Origin of the sequence: Bradyrhizobium sp. SEMIA (genome assembly GCF_014844175.1) — a bacterium.
Classification (GTDB): domain Bacteria; phylum Pseudomonadota; class Alphaproteobacteria; order Rhizobiales; family Xanthobacteraceae; genus Bradyrhizobium; species Bradyrhizobium arachidis.
Genome location: NZ_CP046601.1, coordinates 755,382 through 769,673 on the forward strand (window position 1 = coordinate 755,382; position 14,292 = coordinate 769,673).

Sequence of the window (14,292 nt, forward strand, 5' to 3'; positions counted from 1 at the left end):
CGATGTAGTGGGGGTCTTTCAATGTCGAACAGGTTTACGCAATACATCCTGGCCGCGATGGTGCTGGGCATCGTCATGGGGGCGGCGATCTTCAACTTCCTGCCCGATACGCGCGCCGACTGGGCGTCCTCCATCAACCTGATCGCCATGATGTTCCTGCGCCTGATCAAGATGATCATCGCGCCGCTGGTGTTCGCGACCCTGGTCGGCGGCATCGCGCATATGGGCAGCGGCTCGCGGCTCGGACGCATCTTCGCCAAGACCATGGGCTGGTTCATCAGCGCCTCCTTCGTCTCGCTGCTGCTCGGCCTCGTCATGGTCAATCTGCTTCAGCCCGGCGCGAACTTCCCGGGCACACTGCCGGCGGCGGGGCAATCGACCGGACTGCCGGTCTCGGCGTTCTCGATCGAGAAATTCCTCACCCATCTGATCCCGACCTCGATCGCGGACGCGATGGCGCAGAACGAGATCCTCCAGATCGTGATCTTCGCCGTGTTCTTCTCGGTGGCGATGGGCTCGATGCCCGAGCGCTCCAAGCCGATCCTGGCGATGATCGACGACGTCGCCCACATCATGCTCAAGGTGACGAGCTACGTGATGCTGTTCGCGCCGCTCGCCGTGTGGGCCGCCATCACCGCCACCGTCGCCAAGAACGGTCTCGGCGTGCTGTGGAAGCTCGTCGTGTTCATGGGCGGTTTCTATCTCGCGCTTGCGATCCTGTGGGCCATCCTGGTGATTGTTGGCTTCGTCGTGATCGGGCCGCGCTACAGCCATCTCCTGAAGCTGATCCGCGAGCCGCTGATGATCGCGTTCTCCACTGCGAGCTCGGAAGCGGCTTATCCGAAGACGCTGGAGGGCCTCACCAAGTTCGGTGCCTCGTCGCGGATCTCGAGCTTCGTGCTGCCGCTCGGTTATTCCTTCAATCTCGACGGCACGATGATGTACTGCACCTTCGCCAGCATCTTCATCGCGCAGACCTATCACATCGAGATGTCGCTCGCGACGCAGCTCGCGATGCTCGCGACCTTGATGATCACCTCCAAGGGCGTTGCCGGCGTGCCGCGCGCCTCCCTCGTGGTGATCGCCTCGACGCTGTCGCAGTTCGGCATCCCCGAGGCGGGCCTGTTGATGATCATGGGCATCGACACCTTCCTCGACATGGGCCGCAGCGCCACCAACGTGATCGGCAACTCGCTGGCGACGGCCGTTGTCGCGAAGTGGGAAGGCGAGCTCGGGCCCGAGCATGAGCTCGGACCCGGCGAGGCGTCGACGCCCGACATGGTGGCCGGCGAATTGCCCGCGATGGCCGGCCATTGACGGAGGTGCATCATGCGCCGCTCATTGGCGATATCGGGTGGCCTGTTGCTGGCAGCATGCCTGCTGGCGACCGGCGCCACCGCGCAGACCGGCGGCAACGAAGGGCTTAGCCCGACGCTGTCGGCGATCAAGAACAGTCACACCGTGCGCCTCGGCTATCGCGAGAGCTCGCCGCCGTTCTCCTTCCTCGACCAGTCGGGCCGGCCGATCGGCTACAGTCTCGAATTGTGCGAGGCCATCGTCGAGGAGATCGGCATCGAGGTCGACGATCCCAATCTGAAGATCGACTACGTCAAGGTCACCTCCGACGACCGCATCGACGCGGTGCTCCAGAACAAGATCGATCTGGAATGCGGCTCGACCACGGCCAACGCCGAGCGCGGCAAGCGCGTCGCGTTCTCGCCGCTGATGTTCGTCGCCGGCACCAAGCTGATGGTGCCGAAGGCGTCCGGCGTCCGGCAGCTGGCCGACCTCAAGGGCAAGACCATCGTGGTGACCAAGGGCACCACCAACGAGCAGGCGATCCAGGCGGCCGACAAGAAGTTCTCGCTGGGGCTGAACATCCTCACCGGCGCCGATCACGAGCAGTCTTACCAGATGCTCGTCGACGGCAAGGCCGATGCGTTCGCCACCGACGACATCCTGCTGTTCGGCCTGATCGCGCGCCACAAGGCGCAGGACAAGTTCCGCGTCACCGGCGATTATCTGTCCTACGATCCCTACGGCATCATGTTCAAGAAAGGCGAGCCGCAGCTCTCCGCCGTGGTCGAGCGCGCCTTCCGCAAGCTCGGCTCCAACCGCGACCTCGTCCCGCTCTACAACAAATGGTTCATCGCGAGGCTGCCCACAGGCGAACGGCTGAACGTGCCGATCTCGCTGCAGCTGGAGGAAGCGTTCAAGGCCATGGACGATTCCGCCAGCGCGAATAATTGAGGGCATCCGTCATCCTGAGGTGCGAGCCCGGCGGTGCAGAGCACCGCTGGGCGAGTCTCGAAGGATGAACGGCCGGGATGCAGCTACAGCAGGGCCGTCGCCCTTCGAGGCATCCGCTTCGCTCCGGCACCTCAGGGTGACGGTGATAGATTGCTGCTCGCGGGAGCATCGCCAAACACCCGATCCAGCGCCGCGTCATACGTCGCCTGCACCAGCTCCGGATGGAGCTTGCCCAGCGCCTCCATCATCACGCCGGAATTGATCTCCAGCACCCGCCACGCGCCGTCGTCGCGCACCACGTCGATCGACGCGAAGGTGATGCCGATGGCGCTCGCGGCATCGATCGCGAGCTTCACGCAAGCTGCGCGGACCTCGCCGTCCTCCAGCAGCACCGGCTTTGCACCGGCATCGAGATTGTGCCGCCAATCCGCGCCGCGCTGCTTGCTGTAGACGATGCGGGGCACATCGCCGAGCAGGATCACACGGACCTCGTCCTCGATCGCGACATAGGGCGAGATCACGAGCCCTGTGCTCATCGAAAAGACCTCGCCGGCCGCGTGGTCGAGTTCCGTCTCGCTCGTCACCTTGAACACCGAGCGCCCCGACGTCCCCTCGTTCGGCTTGACCACCACGCCTTGCTGATGGTCGCGAAGCAGCCCAAGCATTTCCTCTCGCCAGGTGGCGCCAACGATCGTCTTGCCCAGCTTCGGATTGAGGAAGAGGTGATGCGGAATAGAGGGCACGCCCGCAAGCGTCAGCGCCTCGGCCGTCGCGGACTTGTCGTTGGCGAGACGATGGGCGATGGCGCTGTTGAGACCGATATCGTAGCCGAACGCGAAGCGGCGCATCTCGCCCCGGCGCATCGCGATCAGCCAGCCGCCGGAGCGGACATCGACCGCAATGCCATGGTCCGCGCAATAGCGCCTGATCGCCTGGACGAAGATCCGCTCGCCACTCGCCATCTGTCTCGATCGTTCCTGTCGCCAAAAGCCGCAAAAATGCGGGTATCGGCGCCATTCCGGGGTGAAAATCAGAGCTATTCTTAATGAAATTCTCGCGAGCGCGATGGAAATTAAGTGCTGCCATCGAGCGCCGGAGGGAAAAGAAATTGCCCTTAAACGAGGCTCGGCAGCAAAACCGTTAATAATGCGACCAGTTCTGCGGCAAATGCCTGATAGCCCAGCATCAATTGTATCCGGAACGAGGTTGATTATTGGCCTCAATGGCGTAGATCACACACGCGAAATCCTCCGCCATGGCAATGGTGTCCGCCCCGCTTTCAGGGGCCGGGCAACGCTTTTGCCCTAAAAACCGCAATTATTCGGAATATCGAAAATCATGAGCGCGTTTTACCGAGAGAAGGTTCTTTCCGTCCAGCACTGGACCGACACGCTGTTCAGCTTCCGCGCCACGCGCGACACCGGCTTCCGGTTCCAGAACGGCCAGTTCGCCATGATCGGCCTCGAGGTCGACGGCCGGCCGCTGCTGCGCGCCTACAGCATGGCGAGCGCCAACCACGAGGAAGAGCTCGAGTTCTTCTCGATCAAGGTGCAGGACGGCCCGCTGACCTCGCGCCTGCAGAAGATCAAGGAAGGCGACACCATCCTGGTCGGCCGCAAGGCGACCGGCACGCTGATCACCGACAACCTCATCCCCGGCAAGCGGCTGCTGCTGCTCTCGACCGGCACCGGCCTTGCGCCGTTCGCCAGCCTGATCAAGGACCCCGAGGTCTACGACCAGTACGAGAGCATCGTGCTGGTGCATGGCTGCCGCCAGGTCTCCGAGCTCGCCTATGGCGAGAAGCTCGTCGCCTCCCTGCGCGAGGACGAGCTGTTCGGCGAGCTGCTCGCCGACAAGCTGATCTACTATCCAACCGTGACCCGCGAGCCGTTCCGCAACCGCGGCCGCATCACCGACCTGATCAACTCCGAGCAGATCTTCAACGACATCGGGCAAGGTCCCCTCGACATCGCGACCGACCGCATCATGATGTGCGGCAGCCCGGCGATGCTGGAAGAGCTGAAGGTCATGTTCGAAGGCCGCGACTTCATCGAGGGCTCGGGCAACAAGCCCGGCCATTTCGTGATCGAGAAGGCGTTCGTCGAGCGCTAAGCGCGGTTGAATGGGTGGCGCGGTTTCGCGTCACACCACCCCGTCGTCCCCGACAAGCGCAGCGAAGCTGAGCGCCGATCCGGGACCCATGACCACAGGGAGTGGTTATGCGAGGACTCGGAGGGACGGCCTTCTCTCAGCCACGACATCCTGTGGTTATGGATCCCGGGTCTGCGCTTACGCTTGCCCGGGACGACACCTGAGTTTGTGGACACTCCCGCGGACTCCACTTTCGATTACGCCGCTTGTTCCCGTCTCGCCGTCCAAACCCCATCCCCCTCTGCTGCACTGCAAAACCCGCCCACCGGGCTGATTGATTTTCCTCGGACGAATTCGCTAGCCTGAAACAACGGCCGCGTCATATCCGTATGACAGGCGCGGGCGTATCGTACCGCCCTCATGCTGACGAGAGGATGGGACCGTGGCCGACGACAACAACAAGCAAGAATCGCCCAAACGTCTGGCACTGGCGGAAGAGGGGGTACTGGAAACCCTGCTGCTGCCGTTCTCGCCGCGCTTCATCGTGCTGACGATCTGCGCGGTGGTCACTGCGCTCTTGATCGGCGTCGGCATTGCGGACCGCAAGATCTTCGACATCCTGCTGATCCCGATCGCGATCTTCGGCGCCCTGACGCTGCTCGGCGTCCGCGATCTCATGCAGAAGGGCCATGCGGTCCTGCGCAATTACCCGATCTCGGCGCATATGCGCTTTCTGCTCGAAGAGATCCGCCCCGAGATGCGGCAGTATTTCTTCGAGAGCGAGAAGGACGGCATGCCGTTCTCGCGCGACACCCGTTCGTTAGTCTATCAGCGCGCCAAGATGCAGCTCGACAAGCGGCCGTTCGGCACCCAGGAGGACGTCTATCGCGAGGGCTATGAGTGGATGCATCACTCGGTCTCGCCGAAGACGCACGCCGAGGAGAAATTCCGCATCACCATCGGCGGTCCCGATTGCGCCAAGCCCTATTCGGCCTCGGTGTTCAACATCTCCGCGATGAGCTTTGGTGCACTCAGCCCGAATGCCGTGCGCGCGCTGAATGCCGGCGCCAGGAAGGGCAACTTCGCGCATGACACCGGCGAGGGCGGCTTCAGCCCCTATCACAAGGAGATGGGCGGCGACATCATCTGGGAAATCGGTTCGGGCTATTTCGGCTGCCGTCATCTCGACGGCACGTTCGATCCCGAGGCATTCACCCGCGTCGCGAGCCAGGACCAGATCAAGATGGTCGAGCTCAAGATCAGCCAGGGCGCCAAGCCCGGCCATGGCGGCGTGCTGCCGGCGGCCAAGGTGTCGGAAGAGATTTCCAAGATCCGCGGCGTCGCCATGGGCGAAGACTGCATCTCGCCGGCCTCGCACCGCGCCTTCTCGACGCCAACAGGCATGATGCAGTTCATCGCTGAGATGCGCCGCCTCTCCGGCGGCAAGCCGGCCGGCTTCAAGCTGTGCATCGGCCATTCCTGGGAATTCCTGGCGATCTGCAAGGCGATGCTTCAGACCGGCATCTATCCTGACTTCATCGTCGTCGACGGCAATGAAGGCGGCACCGGCGCCGCGCCGCTGGAGTTCATGGACCATCTGGGCATGCCGATGCGCGAAGGCGTCAATTTCGTCCACAACGCGCTGGTCGGCATCAATGCGCGCGACCGCATCAAGATCGGTGCCTCCGGCAAGATCGCCACCGCCTTCGACATGGCCCGCGCGATGGCGATCGGCGCCGACTGGTGCAATTCGGCGCGCGGCTTCATGTTCTCGCTCGGCTGCATCCAGTCGCTGAGCTGCCACACCGACCGCTGCCCGACCGGCGTCGCGACGCAGGACCCGACCCGGGCGCGCGCGCTCTACGTGCCGCTCAAGATCGACCGCGTGCACAATTATCACCACGCCACGCTGCATTCGCTGACCGAGCTGATTGCCGCCGCCGGCCTGACCCATCCGCAGGAGCTGCGCCCGATCCACTTCACCCAGCGCACCTCGACGACCGACGTGAGATCCTTCGCGCAGCTTTATCCGGCGTTGCGTCCGGGCGAGCTGCTCGAAGGCACGCAAGACCCGCGCTTCCGTGACGCCTGGCGGATGGCGCAGGCGGAGACATTCCAGCCGGCGCTGTGACTGTCAGGTCCGCCGATTGATATCGCCGCGCGTCGCGGCGGCGCGAATTCGTCTGTGAGAAGGGGCGAGCTTTAACGTCTGTGTCAGCTTTGGGTGTAAATTAGACCCATGGATGAGCGGCGCGACAAAGCCAGGCATCGTGTGCTGAAGGCCGGAACGATCGAGTTCGGCGGCGGCGGGATCGACTGCACCATTCGCAATTTCTCGGGCACCGGCGCCGCGCTCGACGTCACCAGCCCGGTCGGCATCCCCGAACACTTCACCCTGTTCGTCACCGCCGACGGAACGCATCATTCCTGCACCGTGGTTTGGCGCAAGGAAAAGCGGATCGGGGTGAAGTTCGGGTGAGGCTCGGCGCGTGTAACGTGAGTTAGCGCCATCAACTCCGCTGTCGTCCCCGCGAAAGCGGGGACCCATAACCACAGGGAGACGTCGCGGCGCAAGCTGGTAACTCCGAGTCTTCGCCAAACTCCTCCCTGGGGTTATGGGTCCCGGATCGCGCTTCGCTTCGCTACGCTTGTCCTGGACGACACTTGAGATTGGCGCTAACCCGTCTCCACCTCACTCAACCGGCTCGCCAATATCTTGTCGATGCGCCGACCGTCGAGGTCGACCACCTCGATGTGCCAGCCGCCGAAGTCGAAGGCGTCACCGACATTGGGCAGCACGCTGAACTGTTGCAGCACGAGGCCCGCGACGGTGTTGTAGCGGTGCGGCGGCAGTTCGATGCCGAGCAGCTCGCCGAATTCGTCGACCGGCATCCAGCCGGAGATCAAGAGCGAGTCGTCCTCGCGCCTGACATAGGCCGGTTCCGGCGGTCCCTCCTCCGAATGGAAGGCGCCGACGATCGATTCCAGGATATCGGCGGCAGTCACTATGCCTTCGAACGCGCCGTACTCGTCGTAGACGAGGCCGACGTGAACCGGCGCGGCTTTCAGGATGGCCAGCACGTCGCGCGCGTCCGCCGAGGCCGGAATGCCGGGCGCCTCGCGCACCAGCGCGCGCAAATCCGGCGTGCGCTCGTTCATATAGGCGATCAGCAGATCCTTGGCCTGGAGCACGCCGATCGGCTTGTCGCGGTCGCCGTCCGAGACGGGAAAGCGCGAATGCGGGCTCTTCACGATGATCTCGCGAATCGCTTCGGGCGGATCGTTGAGGTCGATCTCGTCGACCTCGGTGCGCGGGGTCATGACGGCGCCGACCGGGCGGTCGCCGAGCCGCATCACGCCGGCGATCATCTCCTTCTCGCCCGGCTCGAGCACGCCGGCGCTCTCGGCCTCGCTGACGAGGTGGTGGATCTCATCCTCCGAGACCTTCTCCTCGGCCTTGCCGCCGCGGCCAAGCAGCGTGAGGATCAGCTTGCCGGAGAGGTCGAGCAGGAACACCAGCGGCAGCGATATCTTCGCCAGCACGTGCATCGCCGGCGCGACCTTGACCGCGATGCTCTCGGGGTCGCGCAGCGCCACCTGCTTCGGCACCAGCTCGCCGACGATCAGCGTGGCGTAGGTGATCAGCGTGACGACGATGCCGACGCCGACGATGTCGGCGATCCCGGCGGACATGCCAAGCTCGACCAGCCATTGCGTCAGCCGCTGTCCGAGCGTCGCGCCGGAGAACGCTCCCGAGAGCACGCCGACCAGCGTGATGCCGATCTGCACCGTCGAGAGGAACTTGCCGGGATCGGCCGCCAGCGTCAGCGCCCGCTCGGCGCCGCGCACGCCCTTCGCCGCGAGCAGCGACAGCCGGGCCGGGCGGGACGACACCACGGCCAGCTCTGACATGGACAAGAGGCCGTTGATGACGATCAGGACGACGACGATGACGAGTTCGACGGAGAGCATTGACGTTCCGGTTGTAAGCAAGTGTAGCCGGCCGGCGGCACAAGCATTGATATAGGTATTTCGCGAGGAATTGCCGGCAATTCTGTCGCATCCATCCTGCGGGAACCTTTGGGAGGTCAGCGCCCGCGATATCCGCGGAATTACGGGCCTGCCGTTGTTTAACGGGCTCTTAGCCGCCGGCAGCTAGGTTTTCGACATTTGCAGCAATGTATTCGGGGACCCAAGGATGCGGATCGGGAAGCTTTTCGCACTGTCGATGCTGACGGTGACGGTTTTTGCAGTCATTCTCGGCGCCGAGGTGCTCGTACCCCAGACCCGCATCTTCACGAACCGCTCCGATGCGATCAAGACGGTCGAGGCCTTTGGTGCGACCCTGATGGTCAGCCAGCAGGTCGCCGGGCTTCGCGCCCCCTACATCTCTCCGATCTTCCAGGAAGGCACCGCGACGCAGGCCCAGGTCGACGCCGCCGCGAAGGCTGCCAAAGCCGCCGAGGCTTCGTTCGAAGGCGCAAGGCGGGCCATCATGATGCTGGATGACGGTGCATCCATGGCCGATGGTCTCGACCGCACCCTGCGCCGGCTGAAGGAGATCACCGCGTCCGCAGATCGCGCGATGAGCGTTCCTCTGGCTTCGCGCGACGGCGCCGTGATCAAGGGCTTCCTGCCCGGCGTCGCCGAGGTCATCGCCAATATCGAACCGATCATGAACCGGCTTGAGGGGAAGGTCGTCAATGCCGACTCCTCGCTGGCGGCGCTCTTGAGCCTGGCGCGAACGGCGCAGGACCTGCGCGTTTCCGCCGGCAGCCGGGCCGCCACCCTGTCGCCGGCGCTGAGCGCGCGCACGGCCGCTCACGACGGCCGAGTTCTCGCTGATGGACCGCATGCAGGGGCGTGTGGAGACCGATCGCGAACACATCGAGGCCGGTGTCGACCAGCTCGGAAATCCGCCCCGGATCGCCGCCGCATTGAAGGCGGCGACGGAGTCCTATTTCGGCAAGGCCGCGCTCGCGGTCGAGAAGGAGATGCCTGCGGCGCGAGCCGACGGCAAGTACGGGATCAACGCCGACGAGCTCGCCAGCGTCATCGTGCCGGCCATCCAGATGTTCTACGGCGTGCGTGATGCAGCGCTGGCGGAAGCGGCGGCGCGCTGGCGATGCTCGCGCTCGCTGGCGTTGCGGTGCTGGCGCTGCTCGGGACGCTCGGCGGCGTGACCATGATGCTGCGCAGACGCGTGGTGACGCCGCTCGGCCGGCTCGCGGACGTGATCGGAGCGCTCGCGGCCGGACGGCATGAAGTCGAGATCCCCGCGACCGGCCGCAACGACGAGATCGGCCAGGTGGCCGGCTCGCTCCAGCACTTCAAGGATTCGCTGCTCGCCAAGAAGGCCGCCGACGAGGCTGCCGCGATCGAGGCCGAGGCCAAGCTCAAGCGCAGCCAGCGCATGGACCAGGTCGCGCGCGAGTTCGAGGCGATGATCGGCGACGTCATCAACACCGTTTCGTCGGCATCGTCCGAGCTGGAGGTCTCGGCGGGAACGCTGACCAGCTCGGCCGATCAATCGGAAAAGGTCACGGCGACCGTTGCTGCCGCCTCCGAGCAGGCCTCCACCAACGTTCAGACGGTGGCCGCGGCGGCCGAAGAAATGGCCTCGTCGGTGGATGAGATCAGCCGGCAGGTCCAGGACTCCGCACGCATCGCCGGCGAGGCGGTGCAGCAGGCGGAGCGCACCAACGGCCATGTCGGCGAGCTCGCCAGGGCCGCGGGCCGGATCGGCGACGTCGTCGAGCTCATCAGCCAGATCGCGGGCCAGACCAATCTTCTGGCGCTGAACGCCACCATCGAGGCGGCGCGCGCGGGCGAAGCCGGGCGCGGCTTCGCCGTCGTCGCCTCCGAGGTCAAGGCGCTGGCCGAGCAGACCGCCAAGGCACCGGCGAGATCAGCCAGCAGATCACGGAAATCCAGACGGCGACGGAGGATTCAGTCGGCGCCATCAAGGCGATCGGCGACACCATCAACCGCATGTCCGAGATCGCCTCCGCGATCGCCTCGGCAGTCGAGGAGCAGGGTGCGGCGACGCGGGAGATTTCCCGCAACGTGCAGCAGGCGGCGCGCGGCACCCAGCAGGTCTCCGCCAGCATCGTCGACGTTCAGCGCGGCGCGAGCCAGACCGGATCGGCATCCTCCAACGTGCTCACGGCGGCCAGATCGCTGTCCGGCGAGAGCACGCGTCTCAAGGCTGAGGTCGGAAAGTTTTTGGAGGCGATCCGGGCCGCCTAAAGCATGATCCGGAAAAGTGCGAAGCGGTTTTCCGGAGATCATGCGTAAACAACAACCTAAAGCGCGATGATTCATCCAAATCTCATCGCGCTTTAGAGGTCCGTTGTAGAAAGATGCGGTTTCGCCTAGGCTGACATCGCCGGGGATGTCGCAGCCTCCCCGTGAAGTGGTGATCCCACGCAAGCGCTGCTCGCTGTTTTATGGAGCGAGCAATGGATGGGATCGCAATCGAGCTTCCGCTTTTTCTGTTGGCCACCTTCGCCGGCGCGTTCGTTGCCGGCCTCTCCGGCTTCGCCTTCGGTCTCGTCGCGGCATCGCTGTGGCTGTACGTGCTGACGCCGCTTCAGAGCGCCAGCCTGATCGTCGGCTTTGGCCTTCTTGTGCAAGGCTATTCGGTCTGGAAGCTGCGCAGCGCGCTTGATTGGCGACGGTTGTGGCCGTTCATCGTCGGTGCGGTCATCGGTGTGCCGGCCGGGGTGTCGCTTCTGACCTGGGCTGATCCGAAGAGTGTCCGTATCGCGGTTGGGGCGATTCTGATCGCCTATACTCTGTACGCATTCTTCCGCCCGCAGCTCAAGCTCGCCGTCGTCGTACCCCCGGCTGCCGACATGACGGTCGGCTTCGTCAGCGGCCTGCTCGGCGGGCTGACCGGCCTTGCCGGCATCATCATTACGATCTGGTGCAATCTGCGCGGTCTGCCCAAGGACGTCCAGCGCGCCACGTTCCAGCCCGTCGCAGTGGTGGTGTTCGCCATGGCGGCGCTCTGGCTCGGTGCCAAGGGATCGCTCACGCTCGACACGGCGAAGCTGTTTGCACTCGGCCTGCCATTCCTGTTCGCCGGCACCTGGCTCGGCCTGAAACTTTTCGGCCGCATCGACGAGACCACGTTCCGGAAGGTCGTGCTCGCGCTGCTGTTCGTCTCGGGCGTTGCGCTGCTGTTTTGAGCCCGCTCAGAACTCGCCGTGCAACCGTCCTGAAAACACCGACACCGGGCCGCGATCGGCGTTGTAGGCGGGATTGACGATGAGCTGATAGTCGGCGGTGAGGGTGAGGTTCTTGTTCAGGGCGTAGGCGTAATAGGTTTCGAGGATGCGCTCGTTGCGGTAGTTCAGCGCACCGTCGCCGACCAGCACGCCGAGGCCACCGGCGGCGAGGAAGTCGCGATAGTCCTGCGACAGTCCGTTGATGGCGCCGCCGATGCCGATCACGTCGTCGGGCCGGCCCCATTTGGTGCCCTTGATCGACAAGCCGCCGGACAGGCTGCGGTTGATGTCGGTGAACGCGAGCGTTTCGGTCTTGCCGTCGTTCCAGCTCCAGCGGCCGAACAGTCCGAGATCCTCGGTGATTGCCTGTTCGAGGTTGACGACATAACCGACCTTGAGACGGCCGCGCCGGGTCTGTGCGATGTCGAGATTGAGCGCGGGATTGTCGAGCGTTTCGCGGAAGCTGCCCATGTTGGCGCTGTCGACCCAGCCCATGGTCCTGAGCTTGCCGGGTTGGCCGAACAGCGAATAGCGCGTCTCGAGCTCGAGCACGTACTGGCCGCGCTCGCCGACCCTGGTGTCGAAATGATTTGAATTGGACTCCGCGACCATCAGGAAATAGCCGCCCCGCAGCGCCCATTGCTTCTGGTTGAGCTCGGCGGTGACGCCATAGGTGAGGCCGACCTTGTCGGCGGAATAGTCGAAGGCACCGGGCGCCCATATCGACCAGTTCATGAAGTCCTTGCGGGTGTCCTTGGCATAGGCATTGCCATCGAACACGTCGACCACCGCGAACTTGCCGGCCTGCACGGTGAGGCGGGACACGTCGACCTTCTGGCCGAGCTGCAGCTGGCCGCTCGCAAGCTCTTCCTGCTCGCCGCCGAAGCCGAAGGTCTGGCGCACGAAGAGGCGCGAGGTGTTGTAGTGCGGGTAGGGGAAGTTCGACTTCTGCGCCTCGCCGTTGGGAAAGCCGGCGGCGCCGACCGTGTCGTTCAATCCAAAACCCTGGAGCAGCTCGGGATTGTAATAGACCTCGCCGCCGTCCCACAGCCGCGCGTTCAGGAACAGGCTGTTGCTCCAGGTCGCCTTGGCCTGCCTCGACGGCGAGAGCGAGTTCGGTCCACTGTAGAGGGCCGGGAACGACGGATAGCCCTGCGGGATATACGTGCTCTGCCCGTGGATCTCCCAGCGATCCGATTCCGTGTCGATCAGCGAGCTGTTCGGATTGTAGCCCGGCATGCCCGGCCAATCGACCTTGCGGTTGAGGCCGAGCCTGACCGACTGGACGTCGAGCGAAGACGAGCTGTATTGGGCGCCCGTGGAGAAGGCGACGTGGGCGCCGTCGAAGCGGCTGTAGAGATATTCGAGCCGCGCGCTCCAATGCGGTGCGAAGCCGTACTCGACGCCGGCGCCCGCGATCCAGCCGGGCCGCGTGTTCAGGATTTTCGGCACCGCTTCGCCGGAGGCCGGCGCGTCGAAATAGCGTTCGCCCATCCACGCAAAGCCGCCGGTGGCATAGAACAGCCACGGACCGCTGGTGTAGCCGACGCGGCCGCGCAGGCTGGCGGTGTAGTCCCATTGCTGCGTGACCGTGTTGGCCGGCGTTGCCAGGAACGACACGATCGAATTCGAGGTGATGTAGTTGGGAAACGAGAAATCGCCTTCGACGCCGACCAGCCAGCCGGAGTTGAGCCGGTAATTGTAGCCGGCCTGCACGCCGCCGATCATGCCGCTGAAGTCGCCGCTGCCGTTGAGTGCGGTGCCGTCGTTCAGGGCAAAGCGCGACGAACCGCGGCTGTAGCCGGCATGCGCGCCGATATAGAAGCCGGTCCAGTCATAAACCGCTCTCAGCGCCGGCGCCTTCAGCGGCAGATCGGCAGCAAAGCTCGCGGCGGGAAAAGTCAGCACGCCCGAAGCGATCGCCGCGGCCGTCCGCAAGTACCTGTAACGGTGACCTCTCAACGTCAAGCGCACGCCCCCAAACGCGAATATGCCTCGCCGGACTATCCCTGCCGATTCGCCGCGGCCCTGTCATCAGGACTCGGGTGCTGACGCGATCGGAGGAGATGATCGCGATTCGCCGCGATTTCTTCCGAGCTTTTCGCCAAGCCCCTGAGCCTGCTCGGAACCTTATTGCGATTAATTCGCAATAGCAACTGGCGCGCGTTGCCGCAGACGATGGTTCGCACCGCTGTGTGACGTCACTGCAACAAATTCCCGGGCTCCCCAAATGCATGACCCCGCCCGGGGGGACAGCCGGGCGGGGTCGGGGGCACGACACGGGGGTGGATGAGGCGCCCGTGTCGGACGCAGGATCCACGTGTGAGATCGGCCTCAGGTACCTGGATCAGTAGCAGGTACGAACGCGGCCGACGTATTGGCCGAAGGCGTTGTACTGGGCGACCCAGCCGCAGCGGTGATAGCCGTAGTAATAGGGGTCGTTGCTGGCGGCGATGGCGGAGCCGACCACGGCGGCGGTGGCGATGCCGGCGCCGACGCCGAAGACCCAGCCGGGGGGCTTAGCTTGCGCCTGCGAGGTGGTGGACACCATGGTGCCGGTGACGGCGAGGGCCGCGAGAGCTGCGGCGGCAATCTTGGTCTTGATCGACATGTGAAACTCCATCCGGGTTGAGGCGGTCCGTTGTGGTCCGCGTGCCCAATTGGACGGAGGCTTGTCGCGTCCGGTTCGAACGCCCCAGAGGCGCGCCTGGCGCGAAGC

The 14,292-nt window shown here is 64.5% G+C and carries 10 protein-coding genes and 1 pseudogene; 7 read left to right on the plus strand and 4 right to left on the minus strand.

Annotation, left to right across the window (positions count from 1 at the left end):
• Positions 1 to 21: 21 nt before the first annotated feature.
• Complete coding sequence (locus FOM02_RS03615) at positions 22 to 1,317, plus strand: dicarboxylate/amino acid:cation symporter (RefSeq protein ID WP_027564206.1); 1,296 nt, start codon at positions 22 to 24, stop codon at positions 1,315 to 1,317.
• Positions 1,318 to 1,329: 12 nt separating this feature from the next.
• Positions 1,330 to 2,250, plus strand: a complete 921-nt coding sequence (locus FOM02_RS03620; protein WP_027564207.1) for an amino acid ABC transporter substrate-binding protein — start codon at positions 1,330 to 1,332, stop codon at positions 2,248 to 2,250.
• A 131-nt stretch (positions 2,251 to 2,381) separates the two neighbouring features.
• Here the strand turns inward: FOM02_RS03620 and FOM02_RS03625 are convergent, their stop codons facing one another.
• Positions 2,382 to 3,212 carry an ATP-grasp domain-containing protein gene (locus FOM02_RS03625; RefSeq protein WP_027564208.1) on the minus strand — a complete coding sequence of 277 codons (831 nt, stop codon included), beginning with the start codon at positions 3,210 to 3,212 and terminating at the stop codon, positions 2,382 to 2,384.
• A 376-nt stretch (positions 3,213 to 3,588) separates the two neighbouring features.
• Between FOM02_RS03625 and FOM02_RS03630 the strand changes: the two genes are divergently transcribed.
• The 3 genes from FOM02_RS03630 (at position 3,589) to FOM02_RS03640 (ending at position 6,820) form a co-directional block, all read left to right on the plus strand.
• On the plus strand, positions 3,589 to 4,362 hold the full coding sequence (locus FOM02_RS03630) for a ferredoxin--NADP reductase (protein WP_027564209.1): 774 nt from the start codon (positions 3,589 to 3,591) through the stop codon (positions 4,360 to 4,362).
• A gap of 421 nt (positions 4,363 to 4,783) precedes the next feature.
• A complete protein-coding gene (locus FOM02_RS03635; RefSeq protein WP_027564210.1) occupies positions 4,784 to 6,472 on the plus strand; it encodes an FMN-binding glutamate synthase family protein in 1,689 nt (562 codons plus the stop codon).
• Between the two features lie 108 nt (positions 6,473 to 6,580).
• Positions 6,581 to 6,820: a PilZ domain-containing protein gene (locus FOM02_RS03640; RefSeq protein ID WP_027564211.1), complete on the plus strand. Its 240-nt coding sequence runs from the start codon at positions 6,581 to 6,583 to the stop codon at positions 6,818 to 6,820.
• A 197-nt stretch (positions 6,821 to 7,017) separates the two neighbouring features.
• On the opposite strand, the gene FOM02_RS03645 is transcribed toward FOM02_RS03640, so the two are convergent.
• Entirely contained in the window at positions 7,018 to 8,313 is a 1,296-nt protein-coding gene (locus FOM02_RS03645) for a hemolysin family protein (protein WP_027564212.1), read from the minus strand.
• 226 nt (positions 8,314 to 8,539) lie between these two features.
• On the opposite strand from FOM02_RS03645, the pseudogene FOM02_RS46745 reads away from it, so the two are divergent.
• A pseudogene (locus FOM02_RS46745) lies at positions 8,540 to 10,590 on the plus strand (methyl-accepting chemotaxis protein).
• Between the two features lie 212 nt (positions 10,591 to 10,802).
• Positions 10,803 to 11,534, plus strand: coding sequence for a sulfite exporter TauE/SafE family protein (locus FOM02_RS03665; RefSeq protein ID WP_027564214.1), 732 nt, complete (start codon positions 10,803 to 10,805; stop codon positions 11,532 to 11,534).
• A gap of 6 nt (positions 11,535 to 11,540) precedes the next feature.
• On the opposite strand, the gene FOM02_RS03670 is transcribed toward FOM02_RS03665, so the two are convergent.
• Both FOM02_RS03670 and FOM02_RS03675 read right to left on the minus strand, forming a co-directional pair.
• On the minus strand, positions 11,541 to 13,511 hold the full coding sequence (locus FOM02_RS03670) for a carbohydrate porin (protein ID WP_027564215.1): 1,971 nt from the start codon (positions 13,509 to 13,511) through the stop codon (positions 11,541 to 11,543).
• Between the two features lie 409 nt (positions 13,512 to 13,920).
• Complete coding sequence (locus tag FOM02_RS03675; protein ID WP_027564216.1) at positions 13,921 to 14,184, minus strand: hypothetical protein; 264 nt, start codon at positions 14,182 to 14,184, stop codon at positions 13,921 to 13,923.
• Between the last annotated feature and the right edge of the window lie 108 nt (positions 14,185 to 14,292).

Bases quoted from the DNA above. Each gene is read 5' to 3' on its own strand.
- FOM02_RS03630 (WP_027564209.1), top strand. From the start codon at position 3,589: ATGAGCGCGTTTTACCGAGAGAAGGTTCTTTCCGTCCAGCACTGGACC.
- FOM02_RS03620 (WP_027564207.1), top strand. From the start codon at position 1,330: ATGCGCCGCTCATTGGCGATATCGGGTGGCCTGTTGCTGGCAGCATGC.
- FOM02_RS03640 (WP_027564211.1), top strand. From the start codon at position 6,581: ATGGATGAGCGGCGCGACAAAGCCAGGCATCGTGTGCTGAAGGCCGGA.
- FOM02_RS03615 (WP_027564206.1), top strand. From the start codon at position 22: ATGTCGAACAGGTTTACGCAATACATCCTGGCCGCGATGGTGCTGGGC.
- FOM02_RS03645 (WP_027564212.1), bottom strand. From the start codon at position 8,313: ATGCTCTCCGTCGAACTCGTCATCGTCGTCGTCCTGATCGTCATCAAC.
- FOM02_RS03675 (WP_027564216.1), bottom strand. From the start codon at position 14,184: ATGTCGATCAAGACCAAGATTGCCGCCGCAGCTCTCGCGGCCCTCGCC.
- FOM02_RS03625 (WP_027564208.1), bottom strand. From the start codon at position 3,212: ATGGCGAGTGGCGAGCGGATCTTCGTCCAGGCGATCAGGCGCTATTGC.
- FOM02_RS03665 (WP_027564214.1), top strand. From the start codon at position 10,803: ATGGATGGGATCGCAATCGAGCTTCCGCTTTTTCTGTTGGCCACCTTC.